The sequence below is a fragment of the Xanthomonas sp. 4461 genome (assembly GCF_024806475.1).
GTDB classification, from domain to species: Bacteria; Pseudomonadota; Gammaproteobacteria; order Xanthomonadales; family Xanthomonadaceae; genus Xanthomonas; species Xanthomonas arboricola_F.
In genome coordinates, this window is sequence record NZ_JANTYV010000003.1 from 300,890 (window position 1) to 326,726 (window position 25,837).

Consider the following 25,837-nt stretch of genomic DNA (forward strand, 5'->3'; position numbering starts at 1 on the left):
CGAGACCTGTCGATGTCCAACTCTGCCGAGTGGCGCCCGCGCGTTGGTTGCGGTGCCTTCATCCAACGCGCCGATGGTCATTTGTTGCTGGTGTTGCGCGGGCGTGCGCCCGAGCAGGAGCATTGGGGCCTGCCCGGCGGCAAGGTGGACTGGATGGAAACGGTGGAGGCCACGGTGGTGCGCGAAGTGCTGGAAGAAACCGGCCTGCAGGTGCATCCGCAGCGCGTGCTGTGCGTGGTCAGCCACTTCGAGCCGGACATGGATCCGCCGCAGCACTGGGTGGCGCCGGTGTATCTGGCCACCATCGAAGGTAGCGAACAGGCGCAACGACGCGAGCCGCAGGTGCTGCTGGATATCGGCTGGTTTGCGTTGGATGCGCTCCCCACGCCGCTGACCCGCTCGGCGTTGCAGGCGGTCCAGCAGGTGCAGGCCGAGCGGCGCGTGCAGCACGACTGAAACGTGGTGTCGCCGGCGGGCAGCGCGTGGCCGCCAGCGCACGCCCGTCGCCGCGCATGGATTTTGCTGCGCCAGTCCGCTATTTTCGGCGCTGCCGGGGCGAGGGGAGATCGCGCCCGGAGACTCGACCATACGGCCGGGATGCCGATTGACTGCGTGTGGCCCGGTCACTCATCACAGGGACTGAAGAATGGAATCGCTGTATCCGCAAGGCCCGGCGGTGGTGCCGGAGCGGCTGACTGCACCCAGCAGTAAATACCGACGCAATGCCTGGCTGGCCATGCTCGGGCTGGGCGGCTTCATTGCCGTGTATCTGGGATTGCTGGGGTGGTTCGCCTGGACGGCGTATCGGCTGGCCTCCGGGCTGCTGCAGGGCTCCAGCGGCGAGCAGGCCGTGTGGCTATGGCTGGTGGCCGCAGGCGCTGCCTTCCTGGCGGTGTTCATGGCCAAGGCGCTGGTGTTCAACAAGCGCGCCGAACGCGATACCCGCGCGCTGGAACTGCGTCCGGCCGAGCAACCGGAGCTGTTCGCGTTCCTGCATCGGCTGGCCGACGAAGCCGGCGCGCCGCGCCCGCACAAGGTCTATCTGTCGGCGCAGGTCAACGCCGGCGTGTTCTACGACCTGTCGCTGCTCAATCTGCTGCTGCCTTCGCGCAAGAATCTGGATATCGGCCTGGGCCTGGTCAATGTGCTGAACCTGGGCGAATTGAAGGCCGTGCTCGCCCACGAATTCGGCCACTTCGCCCAACGCACGATGGCGGTCGGCCGCTGGGTCTACATCGCCCAGCAGATCGCCGCGCATATCGTGGGCAAGCGCGATGCACTGGACAAGCTGCTGGCGACGCTGTCGCGGATCGACCTGCGTGTGGCGTGGATCGGCTGGGGGCTGTCGTTGATCGTGTGGTCGATCCGCTCGCTGGTCGAAATCGCCTTTCGCGGCGTGGTGCTGGCGCAGCGCGCGCTGTCGCGCGAGATGGAATACCAGGCCGACCTGGTGGCCGCCTCGCTCACCGGCAGCGACGCGCTGGTGCATGCGCTGCACAAGCTGGAAGCGGCCGACGACGGTTGGCAGCGCGCGTTGCGCTTTGCCGGGCGCGAGTTTGCGCAGGACCGGCCGGCCAAGGATCTGTTCGCCATCCAGTCGCGCATCATCGAGCACATGCGCGTGGTCTTGAACGACCCCGGCCACGGCGTGGTGCCAGCGGTGCCGGAGGAGACGGCGCACGCGTACCGGCTGTTCCAGAACGACATCGCGCAGCCGTCGCAGATGTGGGCCACCCATCCGCCCAGCGCAGCGCGCGAAGAAAACCTCAAGCGGCACTACATCGCCTGCCCGATCGACGCACGCCCGGCGATGGACGTGCTGCGCAACGCGCAAGCGTTGCGCGAGCAGGTCTCGCTCGGCCTGTTCACCGGCCAGGCGCCCAGCTGTGTGGACATCGAGGTGTCGCTGGCAGCGCTGGAGCGCGAGTTTGCGGCCTTGTCGTTATCGCGGCGCTATCAAGGCCTGTACCTGGGCCGCTCCTGCACGCGCGCTGGGCGAACCGTGGCCGAGCTGTACGCCGATCCGTTGCCGCAGGGCGATCTGCTGCAGGCGCTGGATGGGCTGTACCTGCCTGAGGATGGCCAGGCCATCGAGCGACTGCGCGAACGCGAGCGGCAACGCGCCAGCCTGCAGGCCTTGATGGACGGCGGGCTGCGCGCAAACGGCGGCGTGGTGACCTGGAAGGGCACCAGCCTGACGCGCGCGCAGCTGCCTGCGGTGATCGCAGAACTCGATGGCGAACTGCAGGTGCTGCGAGCGCGGGTCAGCGGCCACGACCGCCGCTGCCGCAGCGTGCATCTGGCCGCGGCCACCACCCTCGGCGGCGGCTGGCCCGAGCTGTTGCGTGGCTACCTGGCCGTGCTGCATTACACCGACCACACCATCGCCGATCTGGAGGATGCGCACCTGCTGTACCTGCAGACCTTCCACAGCGTGATCGCCGATGGCCGGGTGTCTGCCAGGGAGCTGCGCCAGTTGGTGGCTGCGTGCAACGAGCTGCAACGGGGGCTGCGCCGGGTGTACGAGCAAGCCGCGCGCCTGCACTTGAATGCCCCGCTGGCCGCGGCGCTGGGGAAGGAACACTGGCAGCAGTGCCTGCCGGAGTTCCGGCTGGCCGAGGCCGACCAAAGCAACATCAACCCGTGGATGGACGCGGCCAAGGGCTGGGTGCAGGTCACCATGGGGGCGCTGTGCGAGCTGCGCGATGCCAGTATGGAGCAGTTGCTGCGTGCCGAAGATGCGGTGGCCGCGCAGTTGCGCCACGCTGCGCCTGCGTCCAGCAGTGATACCCCGGCGGCGGCACCTGCGGATTATCCGGTGCGTCTGCCTGGCGAGGAGCGCCAGCGCAACCTCAAACAGAACCTCTGGCAGCGCTTCCTGGCCGCCGACGGCCTGTTTCCTTCCGTCGCGCGCGTGGCGGTGGCCGCATCAATCGTGGCCGGGGTCCTGTGGGCCGGCGGCACAGTCGGCCTGGCCGAGGTGGTTGCCTACAACGGCTTGCAGCAGACGGTGACGGTGACCATCGACGACCAGATCGCCTCGCTGCCGCCCAACGGTCGCCACGTGTTCCAGCTGACAGAACGTGCAAGCCACCACGTCAGCACGCGCTCGGCCGCGGGCGGGCTGATCGAAACCTTCGATGCGCCCAGCGGCGGGCACGGCGGCCAGTTCGCCTACAACGTGGCCGGTGCCGCGCTGCTGCTGCACTGGCGCGCCAGCTATGGCGCGGCAGCGGAAGACAGCACACGCCATCTCGAAAATGCACGCTGGGAACGCACCACCGCGCAGGCGGTCTTCGACGAGCCGCCGCAAACGGTCAGCGGCAAGGGCAGCCAGTACCGCGATGTGGTGACGGCCGTTTCCGACCGGCCGCCGCATCAACTGCTGGGCGAGCTGACACCCGCGCAGGACCTGGCGCTGATGCAGGCGCACGCACGCTGGGATGCCGGCGACGCACCGTACATCCTGCAGTGGCTGGCGCAGTTGCAGCGGGTGGCGCCGGAGATGCTGCCGGCAGTGCTGGACGAGCGCCTGCAGCGCGATCGGCAGGACGTGGCCGCCCTGCGCATGCAGCAGGACATCGCCGCGCCGGCGCAACGCGGGCAGGTGTGTGCGCGGCACACCGCCAGTGCCCAGGCTGCCCCGCAGTCATCGGCACTGGCCTATGCGGCGATCCGCTGCAGCGCCCAGGGCCCGCAGCGCGACCAGGCCTTCGTGCAGGCGCAGCAGCGCTGGCCGCGCGATCCGTGGTTGCAACGCGCCGCCGCCGCGGTGCAGATCGAACAAGGCCAGCTGGCACAGGCGCAAACCCTGCTGGAGCAGGCCGTGCGTGCGCCGGCGCTGAGCGACGAGGTGATCGTGATGTTGGCGCGCCTGCAGCGCTACCGCGGCTTGGCCCCGGACCTGCCGGCGCTGGCGCAGCAATCGGCCGCGCTGGCCTCGATCATGGCACTGGAGAGCGGCAAGGGCACCGAGGGCACGCCGTATGAGGGGTATCACGCGCTTGCCCAGGGCGAGCTGCGCACCGCCGTGCTCAAGGCCTCCGGCAATGCCGATGTCCACGCGCGGCTATTGCGCCTGGCGGCCGCCTCCAAGGGGGCCGGGGCCGACCTGCTGCACCAGGTGCGCGCGCTGCCGACCGGGGCCGGGCTGGATGTCTATACCGCACCGAGCGCCTGGGCTCTGGCCGCACGCGAGGGCTGGCAGGCCGATGCGGCGCGGGCCATCACCCTGCAGGAAGCCGACGAGGATGCGGCCGGGATCGAGCGCTTCTTCGCCGCTGTGCAGGCCGGGCGCAGCCCGGAGCAGGCCGAGGCGGCGCTGGGGCGGGTGAGCCTGGTCGGCCGCGGCATGGCTTACACGATGGCGGTGGTCGTGCTGGGCGAACGTTGCCCCACGCACTGGCGCAACGCTGCGCGCCAAGTGCTGTTTGCCAGCGAGCGGCCGTACCTGGGCTGATCGCCACACCAGCCAGGCGGGCCATGTGCGCGGCTGCCGTCCCACCGACGGCCGCGCCGCGGCCGGTGGCACGCGCATTGGCATGGCAACGGGATCTTCTCGTCAGCGTGATTAGGCTGGCGGGTGTGATCTGTTTTTGCGAGTGAGCCATGCCCTCTTCCGAGCTTCGCGCCTTTGTCGTCCGTGTGATCGTCGTGCTGGCCCTGGTGGCCTGTGCGTGGATGATGTGGGCGTTGTCGGATCTGTTGTTGATGGTGTTCGGTGCGATCGTGGTGGCGGTATTGCTGCGTGCCTTGTCCGGCTGGGTGAGGCGACGCACGCGCCTGTCGGACGGCTGGGCGCTGGCCCTGGTGGTGATCGTGCTGACGCTGGGGTTCACCGCATTGCTGTGGTTGTTCGGGTCGCAGCTGGCCTCGGAAGTGGGCGCCCTGCAGCGCACCTTGCCGCAGGCCTGGACGCGCGTTCACGACTGGCTCGCCGCCGGGCCGTTGGGCCCGGCCCTGGACGAACTGACACGCCAGGCGCCGGCGCGCGTATCCAACCTGGCGCCGCGCGCCGGTGCCTTTGCGCTGAGCATCACCGGCGGTGTGGCCAATCTGTTTCTGGTGCTGGCCGGCGCGGTGTATCTGGCAGCGCAGCCGCAGCTGTATCGGCGCGGCGCGCTGTTGTTGCTGCCGGCGCATGTGCGGGCCACCACCGACGATGCGTTGCAGGCCAGCGGCACCGCCTTGCGGCTGTGGCTGCGCGGCCAGTTGATCGCGATGGCGGTGGTGGGCGTGCTCACTGGCCTGGGGCTGTGGGCGCTGGGCATTCCCGGTGCACTGGCGCTCGGCATCGTGGCCGGGTTGCTGGATTTCGTGCCGATCGTGGGGCCGATTCTGGCGGCGATTCCGGCCATCCTGCTGGGCTTCACCGTCAGCCCGCAGATGGCGTTGGCCACTGCGGCGCTGTTTGTGGTGGTGCAGCAGATCGAAGGCAACCTGCTGCTGCCAGTGATCCAGCAACGCACGGTGGATCTGCCGCCGGTGTTGTTGCTGTTCTCGCTGTTCGGCATCGGCATGCTGCTCGGCCTGCCCGGCGTCTTGTTGGCCGCGCCGCTGACGGTGGTGGGATACGTGCTGATCAAGCGCTTGTACGTGCAGGAAGCGCTGGGCACGCCCACCACCATCCCCGGGCAAAAAGCGCACTGAGCGCGCCAGCAAGGTGTTGCAAGCGGCTACCGGGTGAGTGTGGACGGCGCGCCCAACACCGGAGCGTGCGCATGGCCACTGTCGCAGCGAGCACCGGCCACGCCCGGCTGGTCGTGCGCACGGCCGTTGTGTTGGCCGCTGTACGCCCAGCGTCGCACGTGGCCTTGGATGCCAGGCGTGCGTTGGTACGCAGGCCGCATCGTAGCCGCTGACGGCGGCAACGCCGACACATCCGGCACAGCGCTGCAGCGCGCGCGGCCGCTATGCTCCACGGCGGATCACGCCTGGGAGGGCTTGCATGACATCACCGTGGTGGAAGACACGTCGTTTGATCGCGCTGATCGGTGCCGCCTGCGCCTTGAGTGCAGCGGCTGCAGACCTTGCAGCCGCGCCCGCCACGCCGGCGCCCGAAGGCGTTCGCCAGGTTGCGCCGTTTGCCCTGCCGGTCTCCGAGTATCTCAGCTCCGCAGCGCGCGCCCACGTGCAGGCCGAGGTGGCACGTGCGGACCCGTTGGCCAAGGCCGACAACGCCATCTTGCTGCAGCAGCTGCCAGCCATTCGCGCCGACACCGAACGCTGGGCCGAAGAGGTGATCGCGCAGCTGCGCACGCGCTATGCCGTGGAGGTCACGCGCGAGCGCTGGAACGCGGTTTCCGTGCTGCGGGTGGAACCACGCACGCGCACGCCAGAGCAGGCCAGGCGGCTGTTGATCGAGCTGCATGGCGGGGGCTTTGTCATGGGTAGCGCGCAATCGTTCGGGCTGATGGAGGCCATCCCGATTGCGGCAATGACCGGCATGACGGTCATTGCCGTGGATTAGCGCATGGGCCCGGAGCATCGCTTCCCCGCGGCCAGTCAAGACGTGGCGGCGGTGTATCGCGCTGCGCTCACGCGCTATGCGCCCGCCCACATCGGCCTGTTCGGCTGCTCGGCCGGTGGCGTGCTCACCGGCGAATCGCTGGCGTGGTTTGCCAAGGAGCGTTTGCCGATGCCGGCAGCGGCAGGCATGTTCTGCGCGGCCGGCGATGCCCGCTACCGAGGCGATTCGCGCTATGTGGTCGCCGCAGTGAACGATGCGCTGCTGCCGGACGCGGCCGGCCAATTGCCGATCATGGAAGACCTGTACTACGGCGATGGCGTGGATTTTCACGACCCGCTGGTGTCTCCGGTGTTTTCCGATGCGGTGCTGCGGCAGTTTCCGCCGACGCTGCTGATCACCGCCACGCGCGCGGCCGAACTGAGCGCGGCCGCATACACGCATTCGCGTTTGATCGACCTGGGGCGCGAGTCGGACCTGCACGTGTGGGACGGGCTGGGCCACGCGTTCCATCTCACCGATACGTTGCCGGAAAGCCAACAGGCGTTGCGCGTGACCGTACGCTTTTTCAGCCGGCATCTGGGCCTGCCGGTGCCAGCGTCGGCAGCTGCTCGCTAACGCGGCGCTGACACCGGCTAGGCACAGTGCTTACATCTTCTCGCCTAGGTTGGAGTCGACCGGATGCGGCACCTGCTGCATCGATCATCGAAACAGGAGAAATCGGATGAGTCTGCAAATTCCCCAGGGAGCCTTGGTGGTCGTGGCCGACGGCGGCGAAGCGCGCTGGTTTACCAATACCGGCAACGAGGCCAAGGTAGTGTTGCGCCAGCATGCGCGCACCGACGTGCAGAACGTCGACGACGATGGCCCGGCCGGCAAGGCACCGCAGGATCTCACCGAAGCAGACCGCGATGAAATGACCTTCGCCAAGCAGCTGTCGCAGGCCTTGAACGATGGCGCGCTGAAGCACGACTACGCGCATCTGGTGCTGGTGGCCGACCCCACCACGCTGGGCCGCATTCGCCCGTTGTTGCACAAGGAAACACAGCAGCGCCTGGTTGGCGATCTGGCCAAGGATCTGACCAACCTGCCGCTGGAAGATATCCAGCGCGCACTGTCGTAAGCGCCCCGATCACATCGCGCAAGCCCGGCGCTCGGCATCGGGAGGAATTTCGTACACTCCCGTTCCGGGCGTATTGCGCACCGCCATCGACAGCGAAGTCGTGGTTCAGTCGCCCACCGTAACGGAGGCAGTGTCGATGGGGTTTGTTCGCGAATACGCCGCACAGGCGCCTGAGCGTGACGAGATCGACGCGCAGGCCGGGCTGCAGGTGCTGGAGTTCGGCACCGACTGGTGCGGGCATTGCATCGCGGCGCAACCGTTGTTGCAGAAGCTGCTCGGTGGCTATGACGCGATGGTGTACCGCAAGTTCGAAGATGGAAAAGGGCGGCCGCTTGGTCGCTCGTTTCGGGTCAAGCTCTGGCCGACGGTGATCCTGCTGCGCGATGGCCAGGAAGTCGCCCGCGCGGTCCGCCCGCAGACGCGTGACGATCTGCAAGACCTGCTGGCGGTGCTGGACGCAGGTTAACCCGCGTCGCAACTGTTGTAGCCTGCAGTTGCCTATGCACTGCAGCTGTCTCGATTGCGCGCGTCGTCGCATTGGGAGCGGCCAGGAACACGTGGCGAGCACTCGTCAGCTTCGTGCAGACGATGCAACTAGTGCTGCAGACGACGCACCCGGAACTGCAGTGTACGAAGTCGTACATGCCCACGCCGAGCACGTGCCGCGCCCATCTGGCAACTGCACAGCTGTGTGGGCTGTTCCGAGCCTGCAGCGCCACGCAACCCGCCGTGCCCAAGCATCAGAAGCCTATTATTGGCATCGCGCAGCCGGCGTTGCCGCGGTCTTGGGCACTGCGCAACATCACGCAAACGCCTGAAATCAGAGCAAATCCTGCACTGCGCGCGCTCGCGCCTGCAGCGACTTGCACGCTGTAGTAACATGACGCGCTGATCAAGCCCTTGGGCGCACGCCCATCCCTTTGGTCATCTGTCCCGCAGCGCCGCTGAGTTGACGCGGCCGTCCGGGAATGCCTCCGGCCTCTCCAGTGCATGTGCTCCTGCCGTGTGTGTGTGATGTGCCGTGTCCTGTGGGTTGTCAGGACGAGCGGGCAGCGGTGGCCCGCAGCTGAAAAGCACCTGGAGACCAACACATGCACGACACACGCGCGATCCGTTCGCACTTCGGCTGGTTCAAACGCCGCCGCCAACTGCAGCTCGACGATGTCACCGTGGTGGATCGCGGCATGCTGCGCCGGGCGGTGAGCGCCGCGGCGCTGGGCAATGCGATGGAGTGGTTCGACTTCGGCGTCTATGGCTACCTGGCGGTGACGCTGGGGCAGGTGTTTTTCCCGGCGAGCAATCCCACCGCGCAGTTGATCGCCACCTTCGCCACCTTCACCGTCGCCTTCCTGGTGCGGCCCATCGGCGGCATGGTGTTCGGCCCGCTGGGCGATCGCTACGGGCGGCAGAAGGTGCTGGCGGCCACGATGATCCTGATGGCCTTGGGCACCTTCAGCATTGGCCTGATTCCCTCCTACCAACGCATCGGCCTGTGGGCACCGGCCTTGCTGTTGCTCGCACGCTTGCTGCAAGGCTTTTCCACCGGCGGCGAATACGGCGGCGCGGCCACCTTCATTGCCGAATACGCCACCGACCGCAATCGCGGCCTGATGGGCAGCTGGCTGGAATTCGGCACGCTGGGCGGCTATATCGCCGGTGCTGCCACGGTGACCGCGTTACACATGAGCGTGACCCCGGCGCAGATGCTCGATTGGGGCTGGCGGGTGCCATTCCTGATCGCAGGCCCGCTTGGGCTGCTTGGCCTGTACATGCGCATGAAACTGGAAGAAACCCCGGCGTTCCGCGCCTACACCGAACAATCCGAACAACGCGAGCGCGAGACTGCGGGCCAGGGCCTGATGACCCTGCTGCGCCTGCACTGGCCGCAGCTGCTCAAGTGCGTCGGCCTGGTGCTGGTGTTCAACGTCACCGACTACATGCTGCTGACCTACATGCCCAGCTATCTCAGCGTCACCATGGGCTATGCCGAGAGCAAGGGACTGCTGCTGATCATCCTGGTGATGCTGGTGATGATGCCGCTCAACATCGTCGGCGGCCTGTTCAGCGACAGGCTGGGGCGTCGGCCGATGATCATCGGCGCGTGCATCGCCCTGTTCGCGCTGGCGATTCCATGCCTGCTGCTGATCGGCAGCGGCTCCGATGCGCTGATCTTCCTTGGATTGATGCTGCTGGGGCTGGCGCTGGTGTGCTTTACCAGTTCGATGCCGTCCACGTTGCCGGCGCTGTTCTATACGCCGGTGCGCTACAGCGCCCTGTCGATCGCCTTCAATGTATCGGTGTCGCTGTTCGGCGGCACCACGCCGCTGGTCACCGCCTGGCTGGTGGAGCGCACCGGCGACCCGTTGGTGCCGGCGTATTACCTGATGGGTGCGGCGGCGATCGGCCTGGTGACGATGCTGTTCGTGCGCGAGACCGCCGGCCTGCCGCTGCGTGGCTCGCCGCCAGCGGTGGCCAGCGAGGCGGAAGCGCGCGCACTGCTGCAGGCCGATGGCCCGGTCACGGTGGATGCGCAGTTGCCTGTCCCCGGCGCGCCGCCGGTAGGCCAGCCGCGCACCGCATGAGCGCGCGCGGCGCTCAGCGCAGCGCGGGGTCGCGGGTGTCGGGCATGTCCGGGTAGGGCATGCCCCGCCCGGTTTCGACATAGCGTTTGAGGCTGCTGCCCAGGAAGTACCGCCAGCTCTGGGTGCAGGCCTCCAGGCACGGCGAGTCGCGGTAGCCGGACTGCACGAACTCCACCCGCGTGCCCTCGCTGGTGGAGATCAGATCGAATCGCATCACCGTGCCCTCCCAGGCTGCGGTGTCGAGCATGTTGGAGCGCTCGCAGCGCCAGCGCACCAACCGATGGTCGGCGCCTTCGTCGATACGCAGTACCACCTGCCAGCCATGGCCGCTCCAGTCCAGGCGCACGCAGTCATCGGCCTGCTGCACCTCGCGCGTCCACCAGCGTGCCAGCTGCACGGGCTCGGACAGCGCAGCGGACACCACTTCGGGCGCGGCGGCGATCACGATGCTGTGGCGGATCTCACGGTTCATCTGATGGGCATTGCCTGCGTGGACGCCGATGATCGCGCATTTTGCCAGCCAATTGCAGTTTTGGAAGATTTGCGGGCAGCCGCTCGTCGCGCTCACACGGCGCTGGGTACCATCGGCGCAGCCCCTTATGACGAGAGCAGGCATGACGACGCTTCCGATACCGGTGATGGATGTGGCCGCGCAGCGCGACCTGGCCACGGCGCACGCGCTGCTGGAAAACCCTGGCGTAGCAGCCCAACTGGCCAATGCACTGGGCGCGCCGATCGAGAGCCTGATCACCAGGCGGCTGCCGAAAATGGTGACCCGCAGCATCGACGGGCTCACCCGCCGCGCGCTGCAGGTGGCCATGAAATCGGCACTGCTGAGCCTGCGCGGCAAGCGCGAGGCGGTGCAGCCGGCCTCCACCACAAAGCACACCCTGGCGGTGGCGGTGGCCGGTGGCGCCGGTGGCTTTTTCGGCCTGCCGGGCCTGATGGTGGAGCTGCCGCTGACCACGACCGTGATGCTGCGCTCCATTGCCGACATCGCGCGCGCCGAAGGCGAATCCCTGCAGAGCCCGGACACCGCGCTGGCCTGCCTGGAAGTGCTGGCGCATGGCGGCCGCAGCGTGGGGGATGATGGCGCCGAATCGGGCTATTTCGCCGTGCGCGCAGCCATGGCACAGCAACTCAGCGCCGCCGCCCGCCATGTCGCCGCGCACGGCTTCGCCAGCAAGGGTGCGCCGGCCCTGGTGTCGCTGGTCTCGCGCATCGCCGCCAAGTTTTCGGTCAACGTGGGCGAAAAACTCGCCGTGCAGGCGGTGCCGCTGGTGGGCGCGGTGAGTGGCGCCACGCTCAACACGGTCTTTATCCGCCACTTCCAGGCCATGGCCCGCGGGCACTTCATCGTGCGCCGGCTGGAACGCAAGTTCGGCGAGGAGGCGGTGCGGCGGGCGTATGAGGCGCTGCCGCCTGCGCCGCACCCACGTTAGAAGCATCGGATCGATCAGGCCAGGGGACAGGAGGACTGTCGATCCGATGTGGATCTATCGATAACGGGGTGCTGTCAGTTCCTGCTCAGATGGGCTGCGGCGTACACAGCGCGCGCGCCGTGGCAGAGCCGATGAACTGGTTGTTCGCGTCGCTCACCATGACGGTGGCATTTATGAAGGTGCTGGTGCGGGGGCAGTAGAACGAGCAATCGGAACTGTTGCTGCAGTTCCTGGGGAATATCGCACCTGCGGTGTTGCTGAAACTCCAGGCGTATTTGAACGGTTGTGGCGACCCAGGGCTATCCACGCCTGCCCAGCAATAGTCGCTGCCGGTGCAGTCGAGCAGGACCGTGGACGCCTGCGCCTGGGCACTGGGTGTGGCGGCGATGCCGGCAACAGCCAGGAAAAGACTCGCGGTGCAACTAGCAACAACCTTGTTCATGCACATATCCTCGTGAGTAGGTCCCCCACCGCGATAGTGCATGCTGCGCATCCATCCAGATGAGATGCGCATCGCCAATTCCTCCGGCGTGCGGCCGGGAACGGCAATGCCTGTGAGACCCATCGCATGACCTCGCATCCTGCTGCGGCCGTGCATAATCGAGCGCCTTCGAAGGCCCACTTCCGATGTCCAAGCCATTCTCTCCCGCTTCCGCACGCAACCGCGATCCGATTCTCGCCGTGTTGCAGCGGCACTTTGCCGATTGCCACCAGGTGCTGGAAATCGGCGCGGGTACCGGCCAGCACGCGGTGCATTTCGCTGCGGCGATGCCGTGGTTGCAGTGGCAGGCCAGCGACCACGCCGATCATCTGCCGGGCATGCGGCAGTGGCTGGACGAGGCCGCGCTACCCAACACACCGCCGCCGATCGCCATGCAGGCCGTGTTGACGCCCTCGCCCGGGCTGGCACCGCTTCCGACCTTGCCCGTGCAGCCCGATGGCCGGCGGGGTTTCGATGCGATCTACAGCGCCAACACCTTGCACATCATGGGCTGGCCGCAGGTGCAGGCCTTGTTTGCGGGCCTGCCCGCGGTGATGGCACCGCAGACGGTGCTGGCGGTGTATGGGCCGTTCAATCGCGATGGTCAGTTCACCAGCGACAGCAATCGCGACTTCGATGCGATGCTGCGCACACGCGATGCGGCGCCGGGTATCCGCGATGCCGCCGACGTGGACGCGCTGGCCGCGCAGGTGGGCCTGCAGCTGGTGGACGATGTGGAAATGCCGGCCAACAACCGCTGCCGGGTGTGGCGTCGGAGTTAGGGCGTACTGCCGCTTGAGGCGCGTCAGGCAGTGCAGTTGCGGGCGCTGCATCGCATCCGCGCCAGCGCCTGCCGTCCTCGCATTGCCGAACACGCAACGCTGCGTGATCGCTTGCGGTGCCCTCGTCGTGGCCGCGAGGCACCGCCTGCCAGATCCTACGCTGCGCCATCGCTGCATGTCATTGCTGCGGTGGATCGCGGCGAACCGCCTGCGGTGTCTTGCCGGTCCAGACCCGGAACGCGCGTACGAACGAGTTGGTATCTTCAAACCCGAGCAGCAAGGCGATTTCCGCGCTGGACATCATGGTCTTGCGCAGATAATGCTCGGCCAGCGCCGCGCGCACCTTGTCCAGCGTCTGCTGGAACGTGGTGCCCTCATCATGCAGACGGCGTTGCAAGGTCCGGCAGCTCACTCCCAGGCGCTTGCTTACTGCCTGCATCGATACCTCGCCTGCAGGCAGGGCTTCGAGCAACGCGCTCCTGACACGTTCGACCATGCTGGCGGTGCGATCCAGGTCGGCCAGCCGCTGGCGCAGCGAAGGTTCGAAGAACTCCCAGAGCTTGTGATTTTCAGTGAGAAACGGGCGCTCGATGTCGGCCATCGAAAACACCAGCAGCGGTGCGGTCGTGACTTTCACCGGCCTGCCGAAAAAAGCGGCATATAGCGCCCTGTCGGCATCGCTGTCGTCATCGGACAATGGCCAGCCCACCTGCAGCGGCACCACCGGCGTGCGCGTGGCAAGGCGAGCCAACTGCACGAAAAACACGAGTTTGAACGCCATAAAGACGTTGGGCGGCGGCTTGGTCTGGTCGAGAAAACCGATGGTGACATTGGCCTGCGTCTTGCCGCGCTCCACGCCGATCACCATCGGTGCGATCAGTTTGACGAAACTGCCGATACGATCGAGTGCGTTGCCGAGATTGGCACTGCATAACGCGGCAAACAGCTCCGGGTCGAACCAGTCGCTGGTCATCACCCGCGCGATGCGTAGCGGCGCGGGCAGTTGCGCATCGATGGAGCGCGCTTCGGCCTCGATGGCAAGCCAAAGGTCGAAAAACATCGCCGGGGTCAGGCGTACGTTGTCGCGCGAAAACAGATCGCCCGGCAATTGCGCGCGCCGTAGCACCGGTGCCGTGGCCAGGCCCGCGTCCTGCATCAGCAATCTCCAGCCTGGCCAGATCGCGTAATCGAGGATCGAGCCGGAGCGCACGGACGTTGAGTTTTTTTGAGGAATCATCGAAAAAGCTTAGGTGTCGCCCGCAGCGTAAGCAACTGAAAAACACGCAGAAAACCGATCTCGACAGGTTGGCGCGATCGGCATGACGGTTGGCGCGATCGGCTAGAGCGTTGGCGCCGATCGCCGCGCATAGTGCGCTCCGGCAGCCCCGCTACCCCCGCTGCCTGGCAAAGATGTCCATCCATCACGCAACGCTCCACGTCCTTTCGGGAATCCACGTGCACCTGTTCAAACGCATGATCGTGTTGTCTGCCGCAACCCTTGGCAGCGTTGCTATGGCCAGTGCCGCCGGCCTGCCGGGCGCGCTAGCGGCCCCCGCGCATCGCTCGGCCGCCAACCAGGATGCGATGCCGCTGTGGCAGGTGCGCGAGATCTCGCCGGCCATCCGCGAAGTGGCCTACGCCAACCCGCCGTTGAATCTGATCGAGCCGCGCACCCTGGTGGAATTGAATGCGCTGGTGACCAAGCTGAGCGCGGACGCACAGCTCAAGGTGGTGATCTTCAAGAGCGCCACGCCGGGCTTTTTCATCAATCACTTCGACACCAGCCAGTTTGCCGGCTTTGCCAGCCAGACCGGCGCCGGGTCCAAGCCGTTATGGGTCGATCTGATCTCCAACCTGCAAAAAGCGCCGTTCATCAGCATTGCGCAGATCGATGGCCGCACGCAGGGCGGTGGTAACGAACTGGCCCTGGCGATGGATCTGCGTTATGCCAGCACCGATGCCGTATTCGACCAGCCGGAAGTGGGCTTGGGTTTGTTCCCAGGTGGCGGTGGTCCCGACCATTTGGTGCGGCTGGCAGGGCGCGACAAGACGCTGGAGGCATTCCTGAGCAGCGATGACTACGACGCGGCCACCGCAGAGCGTTTCGGCTGGGTGACACGCGCATTGCCTGCCGCAGCGCTGGAGCCGTTCGTCAGCACGCTTGCTGCACGCATCGCCAGCTTCGACAAGACCGCACTGGTAGAAACCAAACGCCATATCGATGCGATCGCCTTGCCGACGGAAGCCGAGCGTTTGGCGGCCAACCAGAAATTCCTCGGCTCGTTGTCGTGGCCGGGCCTGAGCGCGCGTATGCCGGTGTTCGGGAAGCTGATTCAGGAGGCCGGCCCGGCCACCGTGGAAGGCCGCATGGGCTACTACATCGGCGAAGGTAACCGCAGAGTGCACGAAGGCGCGGGAAAGTAACACGTCGTTGCTTGGCAGCCATGGCCACTGCCTGGCTGCTGCGCCACACCATATCGATTCGATCCAACTTTTTTTCATCACCATTACCTGGCGCTCGGAGAGAGAGCAATGAAGAAGACAATTCTGGTCACCGGCGCCTCGTCCGGATTTGGTTTGATGCTGGCCACGATGTTGCACAAGCAGGGCCACACGGTTGTTGGCACCAGTCGCGATCCCGAGCGGCATGCCACCAAGGTGCCGTTCAAGTTGCTGCGCCTGGACATTGACGACGATGCCTCCATCCAGGAATTCCCGACCGTGTTGTTCCGCACGATCAAGAAGCTGGATGTGCTGGTCAATAATGCCGGCTACATGCTCACCGGCCTGGCCGAAGAAACGCCGCTGGATGCGGCACGTCAGCAGTTCGAAACCAATTTTTGGGGCACGGTGAAGGTGACCAATGCATTGCTGCCGTACCTGCGCGAGCAGCGCTCCGGCAAGATCATCACCGTCAGCTCCATCGTCGCGTTGATCGGCCCGCCGAACCTTGCGTTCTACACCGCCTCCAAACATGCGGTGGAAGGCTATTTCAAGTCGCTGCGGTTCGAGCTCAATGCCTTCAACATCCAGGTGGCGATGGTCGAGCCGGTCTGGTTCAAGACCAATCTGGGCAAGAACGCGGTGGCTGCCGCCAGCGGCGGCATCGCCGCCTACGATGCGTATCGTCGCAAGGCACAGGCTGCCACGCAGAAGGGACTGGACGAGGCGGAACAGCCCGATGCCGTGGTCAAGAAGATTTCCGAGCTGGTCGATTCCACGCAACCCAAGTTCAGCAACCCGGTCGGCAAGATGACAGGCATGTTCCTGTTCCTGCAGAGCTATGCGCCAAAGATGTTTGAAAGCTCGATTCTCAAGAGCGTTGCCGGCGCCGCCTGAGCGGCCAGGCATTGCGTATCACCGCCTTCGATCCAAGGACACCGCAGTGAAATACTATCTTTGCAAGTACATGCCGCCGCGCGCAGAGTTCCTGCAGACCATGAGCGCAGATGAAAAGACCTGGATGGCGCAGCACGGCGTCTTCCTGGACAGCCTGCTGGCGCAAGGCATCATCGTCGCGCATGGGCCGGTGATGGACCCGGCCGGTGGGTATGGCGTGTCGCTGTACCGCATTGCCGACGATCAGCAGATCGAGCAGCTCACTGCGCAGGACCCGATCGTGCGTAATGGTGCCGGCCACTACGAGCATTACCCGATGCTGCATCTGAAGGCACGCGATTAAGCGCAGCTGACAGAGCTCTGTAATGACGTCAGGCGTGCGTCGTCGATGCTTGGTGCGGCATGTGTCACTCCTAGGCTCGGGTTGCTCGGTGCCTTGCGCACCCACCTGAAGACGGCTCGCGACGCGTTGTTGCCCGCTTTCAAGCGCTGCGTACCATTCGGCTGCGCGGCATCACGTGGCCGCGTACATCGCTCGGGATCGGCATGCCGCTCGCGGACGCTGCAGGGTCAAGCATGTTGCCCGCATCCGTTTGAAGATGGCGCATTACGTGCCGGTCGCGGCAGCGGCAGCGCCCTTCGACACGACTGCACCCCGCCAGCCCTGCAGCGTTCTCCGCCATTCGGTCACCAAGGCATTGTCATGACAACCACACTCGTAACCGGTGCCTCCAGTGGCATCGGCGCAGTCTACGCACATCGGTTCGCTGCACGTGGCCATCACCTGGTGCTGGTGGCGCGCGCCACCGACAGGCTCGACGCACTCGCCACACAACTGCGCGTCGAACATGCGGTCGCCGTCGAGGTGGTCACCGCCGACCTGACCGACCCGGCGCAGCTGCACAGCGTGACCCAGCGCATCAGCGACAGCCCGATCGACATCCTGGTCAATAACGCCGGTGCCAGCCTCAACGGGGGCTTGCTGCACGCGCAGCCCGCCGCACTCGAACAGCTATTGCGCCTCAATGCGTTGGTGCCGACCTTGCTTGCACGTGCTGCGTTGCCTGGCATGCTGGCGCGCGGCCACGGCGCCATGATCAACATCGCCTCAGCACTGGCGCTGTTGCCGGAGTACTCGCCAGGCATCTATGCCGCCACCAAGGCCTATGTGTTGGCACTGTCGCAGAGCCTGCACGTAGAAGTGGGTAACCGGGGTATCCAGGTGCAAGCGGTGTTGCCGGCCGCCACGCGTACCGAGATCTACACACGTGCCGGCATGGATATCAGCCGCGTCCCGGATGTGATGGAGGTGGACGCGCTGGTGGATGCGGCGCTGGTCGGTTTCGACCGCAAGGAGCTGGTGACCATTCCACCGCTGCCCAATTCCGCCGACTGGGATGCCTTCGAGCAGGCCCGCATGACCCTTGCCAAGGGCTTCAGTCATGCCGAACCGGCCGCACGCTATCGCCCTTGATCGCGCCAGGCTCAGTTGCCGCCGGCACCGCTTCTCAACCTCCCATACCGGCGTGCAACGCAGTTGCTGCGGCCACGCTGTTGCCCGCTGTCTTCCGCTCCATCCCTCCGCGCAAGGATCAGACATGACGTACAGAACGCTGAACCCCTATACCGAACAAATGACTCGCGTCTTTCCCGAACACACCGATGCGCAGGTGGAAGCCGCGCTTGCCGCTGCCGACGCGCTGTACCGCTCCAGTTGGTGTCGGCAGGACCGTAGCCAGCGTCTGGCGGTGCTGACCACGCTGGCCGAGGTGATCGCCAGCGAGCGCGATCTGCTGGCGCGCACCATGGCCGAAGAGATGGGCAAGCCGCTGCTGCAAGGGCTGATGGAAGCGGATCTGTGCGCAGACATCGCACGCTACTACGCGCGCATGGGAGAGGACTTGCTCAGGCCGCAGCCGCTGCATACCGATGTGGGGCAGGCAACTGTGGAATTGCACCCGATCGGCGTACTGCTGGCGGTGGAGCCGTGGAATTTCCCGCTGTATCAGTTGGTGCGCGTGGTCGCGCCGGCAATCGCCGTGGGCAACCCGGTCATCTACAAGCACGCCAGCATCGTGCCGCAATGCGCGGCCTTGTTCGAAGAGCTGGTGCTCCGCGCAGGCGCACCGCAGGGCGCGGTGAGCAACCTGTACATTTCCGCCGCCAAGGTGGCCGAGCTGATCGGCGACGACCGTATCCAGGGCGTGGCCTTGACCGGTTCGGAAGGTGCGGGCAGCAAGGTGGCCGCGCGGGCGGGCGAGATGCTCAAGAAGGCAACGATGGAGCTGGGCGGCAGCGATGTCTTCGTGGTGCTCGACGATGCCGATCTGGGCAAGGCCGTGGAAGGCGCCATCTTCGGGCGACTGGGCAACGCGGGCCAGGTCTGCACCGGAGCGAAACGTTTCATCGTCCATGCGTCCATTGCGCGGGCGTTTACCGACGCCTTCGTCACTGCCATGCAGTCGGCGCCGGTGGGCGACCCGTTGGATGCGCAGACCCTGCTGGGGCCGCTGGCTTCGCGCGAAGGGCTGGAAGGGCTGAGCAAACAAGTGGACGCCGCCATCGCCCATGGCGCCACCGTGTTGACCGGCGGCAAGCGTATCGATCGGCCCGGCTTTTTCTATGCGCCCACGGTGCTGACCGATGTGACGCCGCAGAACCCGGCCTTCTACGAGGAGTTCTTTGGCCCAGTGGCATTGTTGTTCGTGGTCCAAGACGACGCCGCAGCTGCGGCATTGGCCAACGATTCGGTGTTTGGCCTGGGCGGGACGATCTACTCCGGCGACATCGCGCGCGCACGTGCACTGGCAGCGCAGATCGAGACCGGCATGGTGTTCATCAATACTCCAACCACCTCGCGCCCCGAACTTCCGTTCGGTGGCATCAAGCGCTCCGGCTTCGGGCGCGAGCTGGGCGATGTGGGCATCAAGGAGTTCGTCAATCGCAAGCTGGTGGTGGTGGCCGGCGCCTGAGTCCAGTGGCGCCCGGCATATCGATGCCGTGGCGCCTTTCTTGTCTGCACGCGCGGCATCCCTCGCCGTGCACTGCCATTGCGGAGCGTCGTCATGCACCCTGAAGCATCTTCCATTACCCACACCCACCCGCACGCCCTGCCTGCGCCCGCGCAACGGTGGCATCGCATCGTGCTGGAGCGCGACTGGGATGCGTTGCCGGCACTGCTGGACGCCCAGGCGACCTATCACACCCCTGCGCAGCTGGAACCGCTGCGCGGCAGGCAGGCAGTGACCGACGTGCTGCGCCTGGTATTCAGCGTTTTCGACAGCTTTGCGTACCTGCGCAGTTTCAGTGGCGAAGACGGGCATGCGCTGGAGTTCACCGCACGCGTGGGCGACAGCACGCTGTTCGGAATCGACCTGGTGCGCTTCGATGCCGATGGCAAGCTGGTGGAACTGGTGGTGATGCTGCGGCCGCGCGAGGGCCTGGATGCACTGGGTGCGGCACTGGCGCGACGCATCCAGCACAGCGCTGCGCCGCCCAAGTAAGCGCGGCCAACGAACGGTGGCCACATTGACGCTGACGAGCGCGCGTCAGGCGTGCACCGACTGCATAGCAGTGCGGCGTCAGCGGGGTGAGGTCGCGCTTGGGAGCTGCGCGTTCGATGGTTGTCACGCCCGGTGCTTGCGGGCTTTGCTGCGCGTCAGCGATGTTTCACAACGGCGAGCAAAATGCAGCGCGCCATCGTCGGCGAGCGTGGACGGCACGTTCGAAAACCGCAGCGGACGAGCCGCACATCCCGCACCAAGCAGCGTCCGCGTCTGCCTGGCGGTGCGTGCAGTGTTTTATTAGATGCTCTACGCGCTGCTGTGAAGCTGCGGCGGAGAGCGAGCACCCGACTTACCATGTCGCTACAGCGCTGGCGTATACCAGCGTGCGGTTCTGCGATCTTGGGACGCAATAAGCAAGGGCACCGCATTACCGCAGCACGCCTGTCGTACTGCCGTGGCTACTCAGGATCGCTTGCGCGCGACATCCGGGTCACGGGTACGAGAGCAGCGACGACGAAACGATTGGGCGCATCGGCTACGGCATTCGCAGCGACGCCCTCGGTCGTCAGGCGCGCCTGCGCTCCAGCCACCACGTGGCGGTTGCCACCGCCAGCCATAGCAGCAGCCACGGCCAGCGCGGACCGGGCTGCGAGGCGGGGCGCGTCGTTGCAGGCGTGGATGCGTGCGCTGCGGCCAATGCCAGCGTGTGCGCGCGCAGTTGCTGCCGGTACAGCGCCGGCGCCTCGCCGGGTGCGCGCACATAGATCCAGCGTGGGCTGGGTCCGCCGTGCAGCCGATGCCAGCCGGTGGCAGCCGGCCAGTAGCCTGCGCAGCGCGCTGCGTTGCCGGTGCGTTCGACCAACAGACGCTGGCGGCTGCCATCGGGCGCACCCACGGCCGCGTCGGCCGCCAGATCGCACAGAAGCATGCGTTGTCCCGACCAGCCCTCCTGCACCGCCGATGCTGGCGCGCCTGTCGGGCGTGCCACCGCGCCGAGCAATTGCGCCCAGAGCTGCGCATGCAGCGCGCGCTGGCCGGCCAGCACCAGCGTGTAACTGTCCTGGACCACGCTGACCCCGATGCGCCCGCGCCCGACACTGCGCCACCAACCCAGGGCCGTACCGTCGCGGGCGCGCGCGGAGATCACCGCATCGCTGCCCTGCGGCTGCAGGTTGCGGCGTTGCAGCGACGGCGGGGCGGTCTGTGTGCCGGCATCGCCAGGCGTGCCTGCCGGTGCCAGGGCAACGGCGCTGCTGGCGTCGCCGCCGGTCACCGCCAGCCCGAGCGCGGCCAGGGCGGTGCGGGTGGCGGCATCGGCCGGATCGGCCGCCTGCACCAGCACGCCCAGGCCGCGCGCGATCGCTGCGCTCACCGCCTGCCGTTGCGGGATGGGCATGGCCAGCAGGCGCCGGGCGTCGAGCACCAGCACATCCATCCGGTCGAGGCTGGCGGCGTCCAGGCTGACCGCATCGCCCAGCTGCAGGCCGGCGCTGACGCTGACCTGGCTGCGCGCCACCAGTCCCGCATCGCTGGCCCAGCGGCGCAGGTACTTGAACTCCGGCTGCGGCGCACCGGCCAGCAGCACCACCCGGGCCGGCGGCACGGCGGCGATCTGCACCGGGACATCCAGGCGGCCCAGCTTGCCGCCGGCGGCATCGCGCAGCTGCAGCGCGAACAGCACCTGCCCTGGTGCATTCGCCAGGCCACGCAGGCGCACCTGGCCCTGCGCATCCGGGTGGGCGCGATCGACGCGCTGGCCGGACGGGTCGAGCAGGTCCACCTGGGCGTTGGCGACGCCCTGCACCTGCGCGGTGAGGGTGACCAGCTGGCCCGGCGCGACGGCTGCCGGTGCCCAGGCCGCGACCAGCCCGCGCATGGGCGGGCCCAGCGCGGCCTGCACCGCCACCCCTGCCAGGCCATCGCGGTCGCGTGCGGGCAGGCCGTCGCCATGTACCACCACGCTGGCGGTGCCGGGGTTGCGACGCAGCGCAGTCGCCAGGTCGGGCACGCGCGGCACGCCGGGCAGGCGGGGGGCTTCCGGCAACGCCACCCATTGCGCGCCCGGGCGGATCTGCGTCGTGTCGGTGCCTGCGGTGGCCACCTGCAGCACGCCGGCAATGTCGGCCCGCGGTGGCGGCAGCAGCACCGGATAAAGCAGGACCGCCAGCACCGGCTGGGCAGCCAGCAACCACCACAGCCGGGCGCGCGCACGCGCCTGGGCTGCGTGCGCGCGCAGCAGACGGATCCAGCCGACGACCACCAGCAGCGCCAGAACGGCGGCCACCAGCCAGGGCAGTGCGGTGGTCATGGCGGTGGCCCCCCACGCAAGGCATCCAGGTAACGCTGGCCGCGCGCGTCGGCGGCCGGGCGTCGGTCCACCGGCGCCGGTGGCGCACTGAGCGTGGGCCACACCAGCGCACGCAGCTGCGCGCGGCAGCGCAGGCAGGCAGGCTCGCTGCGCAGGGTTTCCACCGCGGCCGCCACGCCGAGTGGGTCGGGCACCAGGTCCTGGGCGCCCTGCAGCCAGCGGGTGTAGCGATCGAGGACGGCCTCCGGTACCGCGCCGTCTTCGCCCAGCGCGGTCCACAGCGCCAGCGCCGAGGGGTCCGGTGGCGGTCGGGTGTCCAGGGCGGCGGGGCGGTCGCCCAGTCCGTCGCGCTTGCCGCTCATGCGCCGGCTCGGATCGATCGGCGGCAATTGCGTGCCGACGCGTGCGAGATAGATGCGCTCGGCCTGCTGCACCTGCTTGATGAAGCCCAGCGCCTTGTTGGCGAACGGCAGCGCGCGCTCGGGGTGGCCCTGGCGCAGCTCGCCTTCGGACTGCCACATCTGGTCCAGCGCGGCGCGCAGCAGGGCACGGGTCTGCGGGTCCAGCAAGGTGGCCGCTTCGGCGTGGTCGTGGGTGTGGCCGAACTCGGTCAGCACGTCCTGCGCCTGTCCGAAGCCGCTGCGCTCGTGGCCCCCATCGGCGTGATCGTGGTCGTGATCGTCCAGGGCTGCCGCGCCGCTGGCGGGTGCAGCGGCGTGATCGTGATCGTGATCGGCGTGTGGATGGGTGGCGTCGTGGGCGTGCTCGGCCGGCGCATCGGCGGTCGGCATGTCGGCGGTGGGCAAGTCATCGGCCGGGGCGTCGCTGGTGGGCGGTGCGTCGGCGGTCGGCGGGCCCTTGGGTGCGCCTTCGCTCTCTTCGCCCAGGAACTGGCCGTAGCGCAGCCGCAGCAGGCGCTGGTCCACGCCGATGGCGTCGGAGCGTTTGAGATAGGTGGCATCGTCCAGGCGCGGTTTTTCCTTCAGCAGCGCCTGCGCGTCGATGATGATCTGGCGCTGGCTGCGGAAATAGGCCGGCAAGGTCTGTTTGACGCTGGCTTCCAGGCCGGCGGCCATGCTCTGTTCCGGTGGCGGCCAGCGCAGGATCACGCTGGCGCTGCGGCCTTCCTGTGGGTCGGGCTGGCGGGTGTCGTGCACGATGAGCTGCGCGATCAGGTCGTCGCCGGCGGCCATGCCCAGCGCCTGCGGCTGCAGCGTGGTGGTGAAGCTGCGGCGGGTGGCCGGCCCGCTGCCGGTGAGCGGGCGGCGCTGGGTCTTGAAGGTGATGTTCTCGCCGCTGCCCTGGGCCAGGGTCAGGCGCAGCTCGGCGCTGGTGGCCACGGCGTAATCGTCGCCGGCTTCGAAGCGCAGGGTCCAGGGGCCATTGGCCGGCGTCCACAGCACCAGGCTCTGCTCGGGCGCGAGCACGCGCACCTGCGGCGGGCGGTCGGGCAGTACCTCCAGCCGGTGCAGTTGGCGGTCGGCGGGCGTGCCGTCGATGAGGATGCGGTACAGGCTGGCGCGCGTGGCGGTCCATTGCCCCTGCCACTGATCGCTGCTGCCCTGCCGGGCCAGCGGGATGAGGCGGCCGTCAGTCAGGCGCAGTGCCACGTTGCGCGGGGCCGGGCTGACCTGCAGCTGCCAGTCCAGCCGGGTGCCGGCGGGCACGCGCGCGTCCAGGCCGGGCAGCCGCGCGGCGGGAAGGCCGGTGTAGGCCGGCGGTGTGCTGCGTAGCTGCGCCTGGCGCAGCATCGCAGCGCTGCTGCCGGCACCGGCGGCGCTCACCCGGTCGGCGGGGGCGGCAGGCGGCAGCGCACGCGGCGGCCACAGCAGTAACGCGCCGCAGGCGACCAGCCCGAGCAGACTCCAGGGCCATGTGCGTCGCCACGGCCAGGCCGGGCGCAGATCGCGCGGAGTGCTGCGCAGGCGCTGTTCCAGCCGCTGCCGTTGCAGCGCCTGCAGCGGGCCCAGTTGCGCGGCCGGCAAGAACAACAGGTCGCTGCTGTCGTCCAGGTCCGGTTCGCGATCCAGCCGACGGATCAGCCAGGTCTGATCCAGCTGCCGCGCTGCGTGCAGCGCGATGATGGCCAGTAGCACGATGCCCGCCAGCAACAGTGGCACCACCGCTGCGTGCGCGCCCATGCGCCAGGCCAGCGCACCCGGCAGCAACGCCAGCGGCCAGCCGAACACCAGCACGCCGGCAGCGCGCCGCCGGCGTGCGGCTTGCCACGCGCGCTGCAGCACCGGCGTGCTCATGCCGCGCTGCTCCTGCGCGGGGCGGTGGCCAGCCAACGCTCAAGCGCGAACAGCAGCAGCACCGCACCGATCAGCCACGATGCCAGCGGCCACGGCGGTGTACTCAGCCGGATCGCGCTGCCGCGCTGTGGTGGCAGTGTCTGCGCCAGGGCGCGTTGCGGGATGGCAGGTGGTTGCAGCGCAGCGTGCAGGCGGGTGGGGAAATCGGCGTCCAACAGTGCCGGCAGCTGCTGCGGCTGCAGTGGCGTGGCCCAGCGCAGCAGACGCCCGCGCCCGACTGCGGCGGCGTCGAGTACGGGCTGCCCCTGCAGGTCGAGCGCGGGCTGCAGCGCGGCGGCGAGTGCGGGCGGCACCGGCGTGCCCGCATCCAGCAGCAGCTGGCCGCCGGCTGCAACCCAGTCCTGCACCGGCGCGGGCGGAGCGGTGGACGACAACCATGCCACCACCGTGCCGGGCGCCCATCGCGCCGGCACTGCCTCGGCAGGCACGCCCACCGGCATGTTGCCCGGCAGCGCCCAGGCGGCATGCACCGCGCGTAGATAGCGCAGGGCCGGTGCGGCGCGGTCGTCGGCAATCGCCTGCAAGCGCAGCGGCGCGGTGGCAGGCGTGGCGGCCACCGGCGATGCACCGGGCAGCACCTGCCACTGCACTGCACGCGACAGCTGTACCCGCTGCGCATCCACCACGCCCCATTGCGCGGGCACGATCACGCTGAGCGGCGCGTCTACGGGCAGGCTGGCATCGAGTTCGCGCAGCAGGCTAGCCACCGGTTGCGGACTGTCGGCGTGTGGACCAGTGCCCTCGGTGGCATCGGCCCTGGCATCGATCGGTAAAAAGCCAGGCGCCAGCCACACCCACTGCGCATCCTTGGGCTGTGGCTGCGCGCGTGCCGCAGCCAGGTCCACACCCGGGCTCACCGCGATGCGCGGGCGTGCATCCTGCAGCGCGCGTAACGCGGGCTCGGCCAGCAGCAGCGCCAACGCGGCCAGCAGCAGCAGGCGTACCAGCAGCAGCGGCAGTTCGTCCAGGCGCACGCGGTGGCGTGGGCGCGGCACCGCACGCAGCCAACGCAGCGCGGCAAACTCGGTGGGCCGGTGCTCGCTGCGCCGCGCCAGATGGATCAGCAACGGCAGCAGCAGCGCAGCCAGTGCCGCAAGCCCGGCCGGAAACAGCAACAGCAGATTCATGCCCCTGCCCCTGCATTGACACTGCGCGCGCGTGCGTTCGTGGCACTGCGGTGGTGCGTCCGCCTGTGGGCATGCTGGAGTTGTTGGCTGAGCTGCCACCGCCGCTGTAGCCGCAATCGCAGCGGGAGTTGCATCCACGGTTGCATGGCGTGCGCAGGCGCGACGGTGGTCGGCGTTGCACCCATGCGAAGACCTCGCCCAGTGAGCTGTGCTTGCAACTGCAACTGCGGTCGCAGCATTGGCATGCAGAGCTGCGCATGCTCGACTTTGGTAAGCACTGCCCTCATGCGCAGGGGATACCCGGGCAATGCAGATGCACAGCACACGGTGCTGGATACCGTGCCGACATCGACATGCCGCACACGA

General features: G+C 67.7%; 20 protein-coding genes and 1 pseudogene. 15 read left to right on the forward strand and 6 right to left on the reverse strand.

The features are described from left to right. Positions 1 to 12 precede the first annotated feature (12 nt). The 7 genes and pseudogenes from FHY19_RS13600 (at position 13) to proP (ending at position 10,171) form a co-directional block, all read left to right on the forward strand. A complete protein-coding gene (locus FHY19_RS13600; RefSeq protein ID WP_259166660.1) occupies positions 13 to 456 on the forward strand; it encodes an NUDIX domain-containing protein in 444 nt (147 codons plus the stop codon). A gap of 280 nt (positions 457 to 736) precedes the next feature. Next, a complete protein-coding gene (locus FHY19_RS13605; protein ID WP_259166948.1) occupies positions 737 to 4,459 on the forward strand; it encodes a M48 family metalloprotease in 3,723 nt (1,240 codons plus the stop codon). 149 nt (positions 4,460 to 4,608) lie between these two features. After that, positions 4,609 to 5,649 (forward strand): AI-2E family transporter, encoded by a 1,041-nt coding sequence (locus FHY19_RS13610; RefSeq protein WP_259159213.1) that lies wholly within the window; start codon positions 4,609 to 4,611, stop codon positions 5,647 to 5,649. Between the two features lie 298 nt (positions 5,650 to 5,947). Next, positions 5,948 to 7,084 (forward strand): annotated as a pseudogene (locus tag FHY19_RS13615) (alpha/beta hydrolase fold domain-containing protein). A gap of 106 nt (positions 7,085 to 7,190) precedes the next feature. Further along, positions 7,191 to 7,589, forward strand: coding sequence for a host attachment family protein (locus FHY19_RS13620; RefSeq protein WP_005994775.1), 399 nt, complete (start codon positions 7,191 to 7,193; stop codon positions 7,587 to 7,589). 136 nt (positions 7,590 to 7,725) lie between these two features. After that, a complete protein-coding gene (locus FHY19_RS13625) occupies positions 7,726 to 8,055 on the forward strand; it encodes a thioredoxin family protein (protein WP_259166661.1) in 330 nt (109 codons plus the stop codon). A 625-nt stretch (positions 8,056 to 8,680) separates the two neighbouring features. Further along, positions 8,681 to 10,171: a glycine betaine/L-proline transporter ProP gene (gene proP, locus FHY19_RS13630; protein ID WP_259166662.1), complete on the forward strand. Its 1,491-nt coding sequence runs from the start codon at positions 8,681 to 8,683 to the stop codon at positions 10,169 to 10,171. Positions 10,172 to 10,184: 13 nt separating this feature from the next. Here proP and FHY19_RS13635 read toward each other — a convergent pair whose 3' ends face one another. Next, complete coding sequence (locus FHY19_RS13635) at positions 10,185 to 10,643, reverse strand: SRPBCC domain-containing protein (RefSeq protein ID WP_259159220.1); 459 nt, start codon at positions 10,641 to 10,643, stop codon at positions 10,185 to 10,187. A gap of 166 nt (positions 10,644 to 10,809) precedes the next feature. Between FHY19_RS13635 and FHY19_RS13640 the strand changes: the two genes are divergently transcribed. Then, positions 10,810 to 11,613: an EcsC family protein gene (locus FHY19_RS13640; protein ID WP_259166949.1), complete on the forward strand. Its 804-nt coding sequence runs from the start codon at positions 10,810 to 10,812 to the stop codon at positions 11,611 to 11,613. Positions 11,614 to 11,698: 85 nt separating this feature from the next. Here the strand turns inward: FHY19_RS13640 and FHY19_RS13645 are convergent, their stop codons facing one another. Next, on the reverse strand, positions 11,699 to 12,127 hold the full coding sequence (locus tag FHY19_RS13645) for a hypothetical protein (protein WP_259159221.1): 429 nt from the start codon (positions 12,125 to 12,127) through the stop codon (positions 11,699 to 11,701). Between the two features lie 113 nt (positions 12,128 to 12,240). On the opposite strand from FHY19_RS13645, the gene FHY19_RS13650 reads away from it, so the two are divergent. Beyond that, positions 12,241 to 12,876 carry a class I SAM-dependent methyltransferase gene (locus FHY19_RS13650; protein WP_259166663.1) on the forward strand — a complete coding sequence of 212 codons (636 nt, stop codon included), beginning with the start codon at positions 12,241 to 12,243 and terminating at the stop codon, positions 12,874 to 12,876. A gap of 178 nt (positions 12,877 to 13,054) precedes the next feature. On the opposite strand, the gene FHY19_RS13655 is transcribed toward FHY19_RS13650, so the two are convergent. Then, a complete protein-coding gene (locus FHY19_RS13655) occupies positions 13,055 to 14,032 on the reverse strand; it encodes an AraC family transcriptional regulator (protein WP_259159224.1) in 978 nt (325 codons plus the stop codon). A gap of 299 nt (positions 14,033 to 14,331) precedes the next feature. Between FHY19_RS13655 and FHY19_RS13660 the strand changes: the two genes are divergently transcribed. From FHY19_RS13660 to FHY19_RS13685, 6 genes are all read left to right on the forward strand, one after another. Then, positions 14,332 to 15,300, forward strand: a complete 969-nt coding sequence (locus FHY19_RS13660; protein ID WP_259166665.1) for an enoyl-CoA hydratase/isomerase family protein — start codon at positions 14,332 to 14,334, stop codon at positions 15,298 to 15,300. A 108-nt stretch (positions 15,301 to 15,408) separates the two neighbouring features. Then, positions 15,409 to 16,215, forward strand: coding sequence for an SDR family NAD(P)-dependent oxidoreductase (locus tag FHY19_RS13665; protein WP_259159227.1), 807 nt, complete (start codon positions 15,409 to 15,411; stop codon positions 16,213 to 16,215). Positions 16,216 to 16,261: 46 nt separating this feature from the next. After that, positions 16,262 to 16,558, forward strand: coding sequence for a YciI family protein (locus tag FHY19_RS13670; RefSeq protein ID WP_259159229.1), 297 nt, complete (start codon positions 16,262 to 16,264; stop codon positions 16,556 to 16,558). 360 nt (positions 16,559 to 16,918) lie between these two features. After that, entirely contained in the window at positions 16,919 to 17,689 is a 771-nt protein-coding gene (locus FHY19_RS13675) for an SDR family oxidoreductase (protein WP_259159231.1), read from the forward strand. A 124-nt stretch (positions 17,690 to 17,813) separates the two neighbouring features. Continuing rightward, a complete protein-coding gene (locus tag FHY19_RS13680) occupies positions 17,814 to 19,187 on the forward strand; it encodes an NAD-dependent succinate-semialdehyde dehydrogenase (protein WP_259166666.1) in 1,374 nt (457 codons plus the stop codon). Between the two features lie 93 nt (positions 19,188 to 19,280). Next, entirely contained in the window at positions 19,281 to 19,718 is a 438-nt protein-coding gene (locus FHY19_RS13685) for a nuclear transport factor 2 family protein (RefSeq protein WP_259159234.1), read from the forward strand. A gap of 568 nt (positions 19,719 to 20,286) precedes the next feature. On the opposite strand, the gene FHY19_RS13690 is transcribed toward FHY19_RS13685, so the two are convergent. The 3 genes from FHY19_RS13690 to FHY19_RS13700 are packed head-to-tail and all read right to left on the reverse strand — an operon-like array spanning position 20,287 to position 25,471. Continuing rightward, positions 20,287 to 22,029, reverse strand: coding sequence for a carboxypeptidase regulatory-like domain-containing protein (locus tag FHY19_RS13690; protein ID WP_259166667.1), 1,743 nt, complete (start codon positions 22,027 to 22,029; stop codon positions 20,287 to 20,289). Next, on the reverse strand, positions 22,026 to 24,284 hold the full coding sequence (locus FHY19_RS13695; protein ID WP_259166668.1) for a DUF4175 domain-containing protein: 2,259 nt from the start codon (positions 24,282 to 24,284) through the stop codon (positions 22,026 to 22,028). The genes FHY19_RS13690 and FHY19_RS13695 overlap by 4 nt, the downstream gene beginning before the upstream one ends. Next, complete coding sequence (locus FHY19_RS13700; RefSeq protein ID WP_259166669.1) at positions 24,281 to 25,471, reverse strand: BatA domain-containing protein; 1,191 nt, start codon at positions 25,469 to 25,471, stop codon at positions 24,281 to 24,283. Before FHY19_RS13700 ends, FHY19_RS13695 begins: the two co-directional genes overlap by 4 nt. Positions 25,472 to 25,837 lie beyond the last annotated feature (366 nt).

What these genes read in the sequence shown, in the direction of transcription:
- FHY19_RS13625 (WP_259166661.1), top strand. Translation starts at nt 7,726, where the DNA reads ATGGGGTTTGTTCGCGAATACGCCGCACAGGCGCCTGAGCGTGACGAG.
- FHY19_RS13665 (WP_259159227.1), top strand. Translation starts at nt 15,409, where the DNA reads ATGAAGAAGACAATTCTGGTCACCGGCGCCTCGTCCGGATTTGGTTTG.
- FHY19_RS13690 (WP_259166667.1), bottom strand. Translation starts at nt 22,029, where the DNA reads ATGACCACCGCACTGCCCTGGCTGGTGGCCGCCGTTCTGGCGCTGCTG.
- FHY19_RS13680 (WP_259166666.1), top strand. Translation starts at nt 17,814, where the DNA reads ATGACGTACAGAACGCTGAACCCCTATACCGAACAAATGACTCGCGTC.
- FHY19_RS13620 (WP_005994775.1), top strand. Translation starts at nt 7,191, where the DNA reads ATGAGTCTGCAAATTCCCCAGGGAGCCTTGGTGGTCGTGGCCGACGGC.
- FHY19_RS13645 (WP_259159221.1), bottom strand. Translation starts at nt 12,127, where the DNA reads ATGCGCATCTCATCTGGATGGATGCGCAGCATGCACTATCGCGGTGGG.
- FHY19_RS13650 (WP_259166663.1), top strand. Translation starts at nt 12,241, where the DNA reads ATGTCCAAGCCATTCTCTCCCGCTTCCGCACGCAACCGCGATCCGATT.
- FHY19_RS13695 (WP_259166668.1), bottom strand. Translation starts at nt 24,284, where the DNA reads ATGAGCACGCCGGTGCTGCAGCGCGCGTGGCAAGCCGCACGCCGGCGG.
- FHY19_RS13685 (WP_259159234.1), top strand. Translation starts at nt 19,281, where the DNA reads ATGCACCCTGAAGCATCTTCCATTACCCACACCCACCCGCACGCCCTG.
- FHY19_RS13640 (WP_259166949.1), top strand. Translation starts at nt 10,810, where the DNA reads ATGGATGTGGCCGCGCAGCGCGACCTGGCCACGGCGCACGCGCTGCTG.
- proP (WP_259166662.1), top strand. Translation starts at nt 8,681, where the DNA reads ATGCACGACACACGCGCGATCCGTTCGCACTTCGGCTGGTTCAAACGC.
- FHY19_RS13605 (WP_259166948.1), top strand. Translation starts at nt 737, where the DNA reads ATGCTCGGGCTGGGCGGCTTCATTGCCGTGTATCTGGGATTGCTGGGG.
- FHY19_RS13700 (WP_259166669.1), bottom strand. Translation starts at nt 25,471, where the DNA reads ATGAATCTGCTGTTGCTGTTTCCGGCCGGGCTTGCGGCACTGGCTGCG.
- FHY19_RS13675 (WP_259159231.1), top strand. Translation starts at nt 16,919, where the DNA reads ATGACAACCACACTCGTAACCGGTGCCTCCAGTGGCATCGGCGCAGTC.
- FHY19_RS13610 (WP_259159213.1), top strand. Translation starts at nt 4,609, where the DNA reads ATGCCCTCTTCCGAGCTTCGCGCCTTTGTCGTCCGTGTGATCGTCGTG.
- FHY19_RS13600 (WP_259166660.1), top strand. Translation starts at nt 13, where the DNA reads ATGTCCAACTCTGCCGAGTGGCGCCCGCGCGTTGGTTGCGGTGCCTTC.
- FHY19_RS13655 (WP_259159224.1), bottom strand. Translation starts at nt 14,032, where the DNA reads ATGCAGGACGCGGGCCTGGCCACGGCACCGGTGCTACGGCGCGCGCAA.
- FHY19_RS13635 (WP_259159220.1), bottom strand. Translation starts at nt 10,643, where the DNA reads ATGAACCGTGAGATCCGCCACAGCATCGTGATCGCCGCCGCGCCCGAA.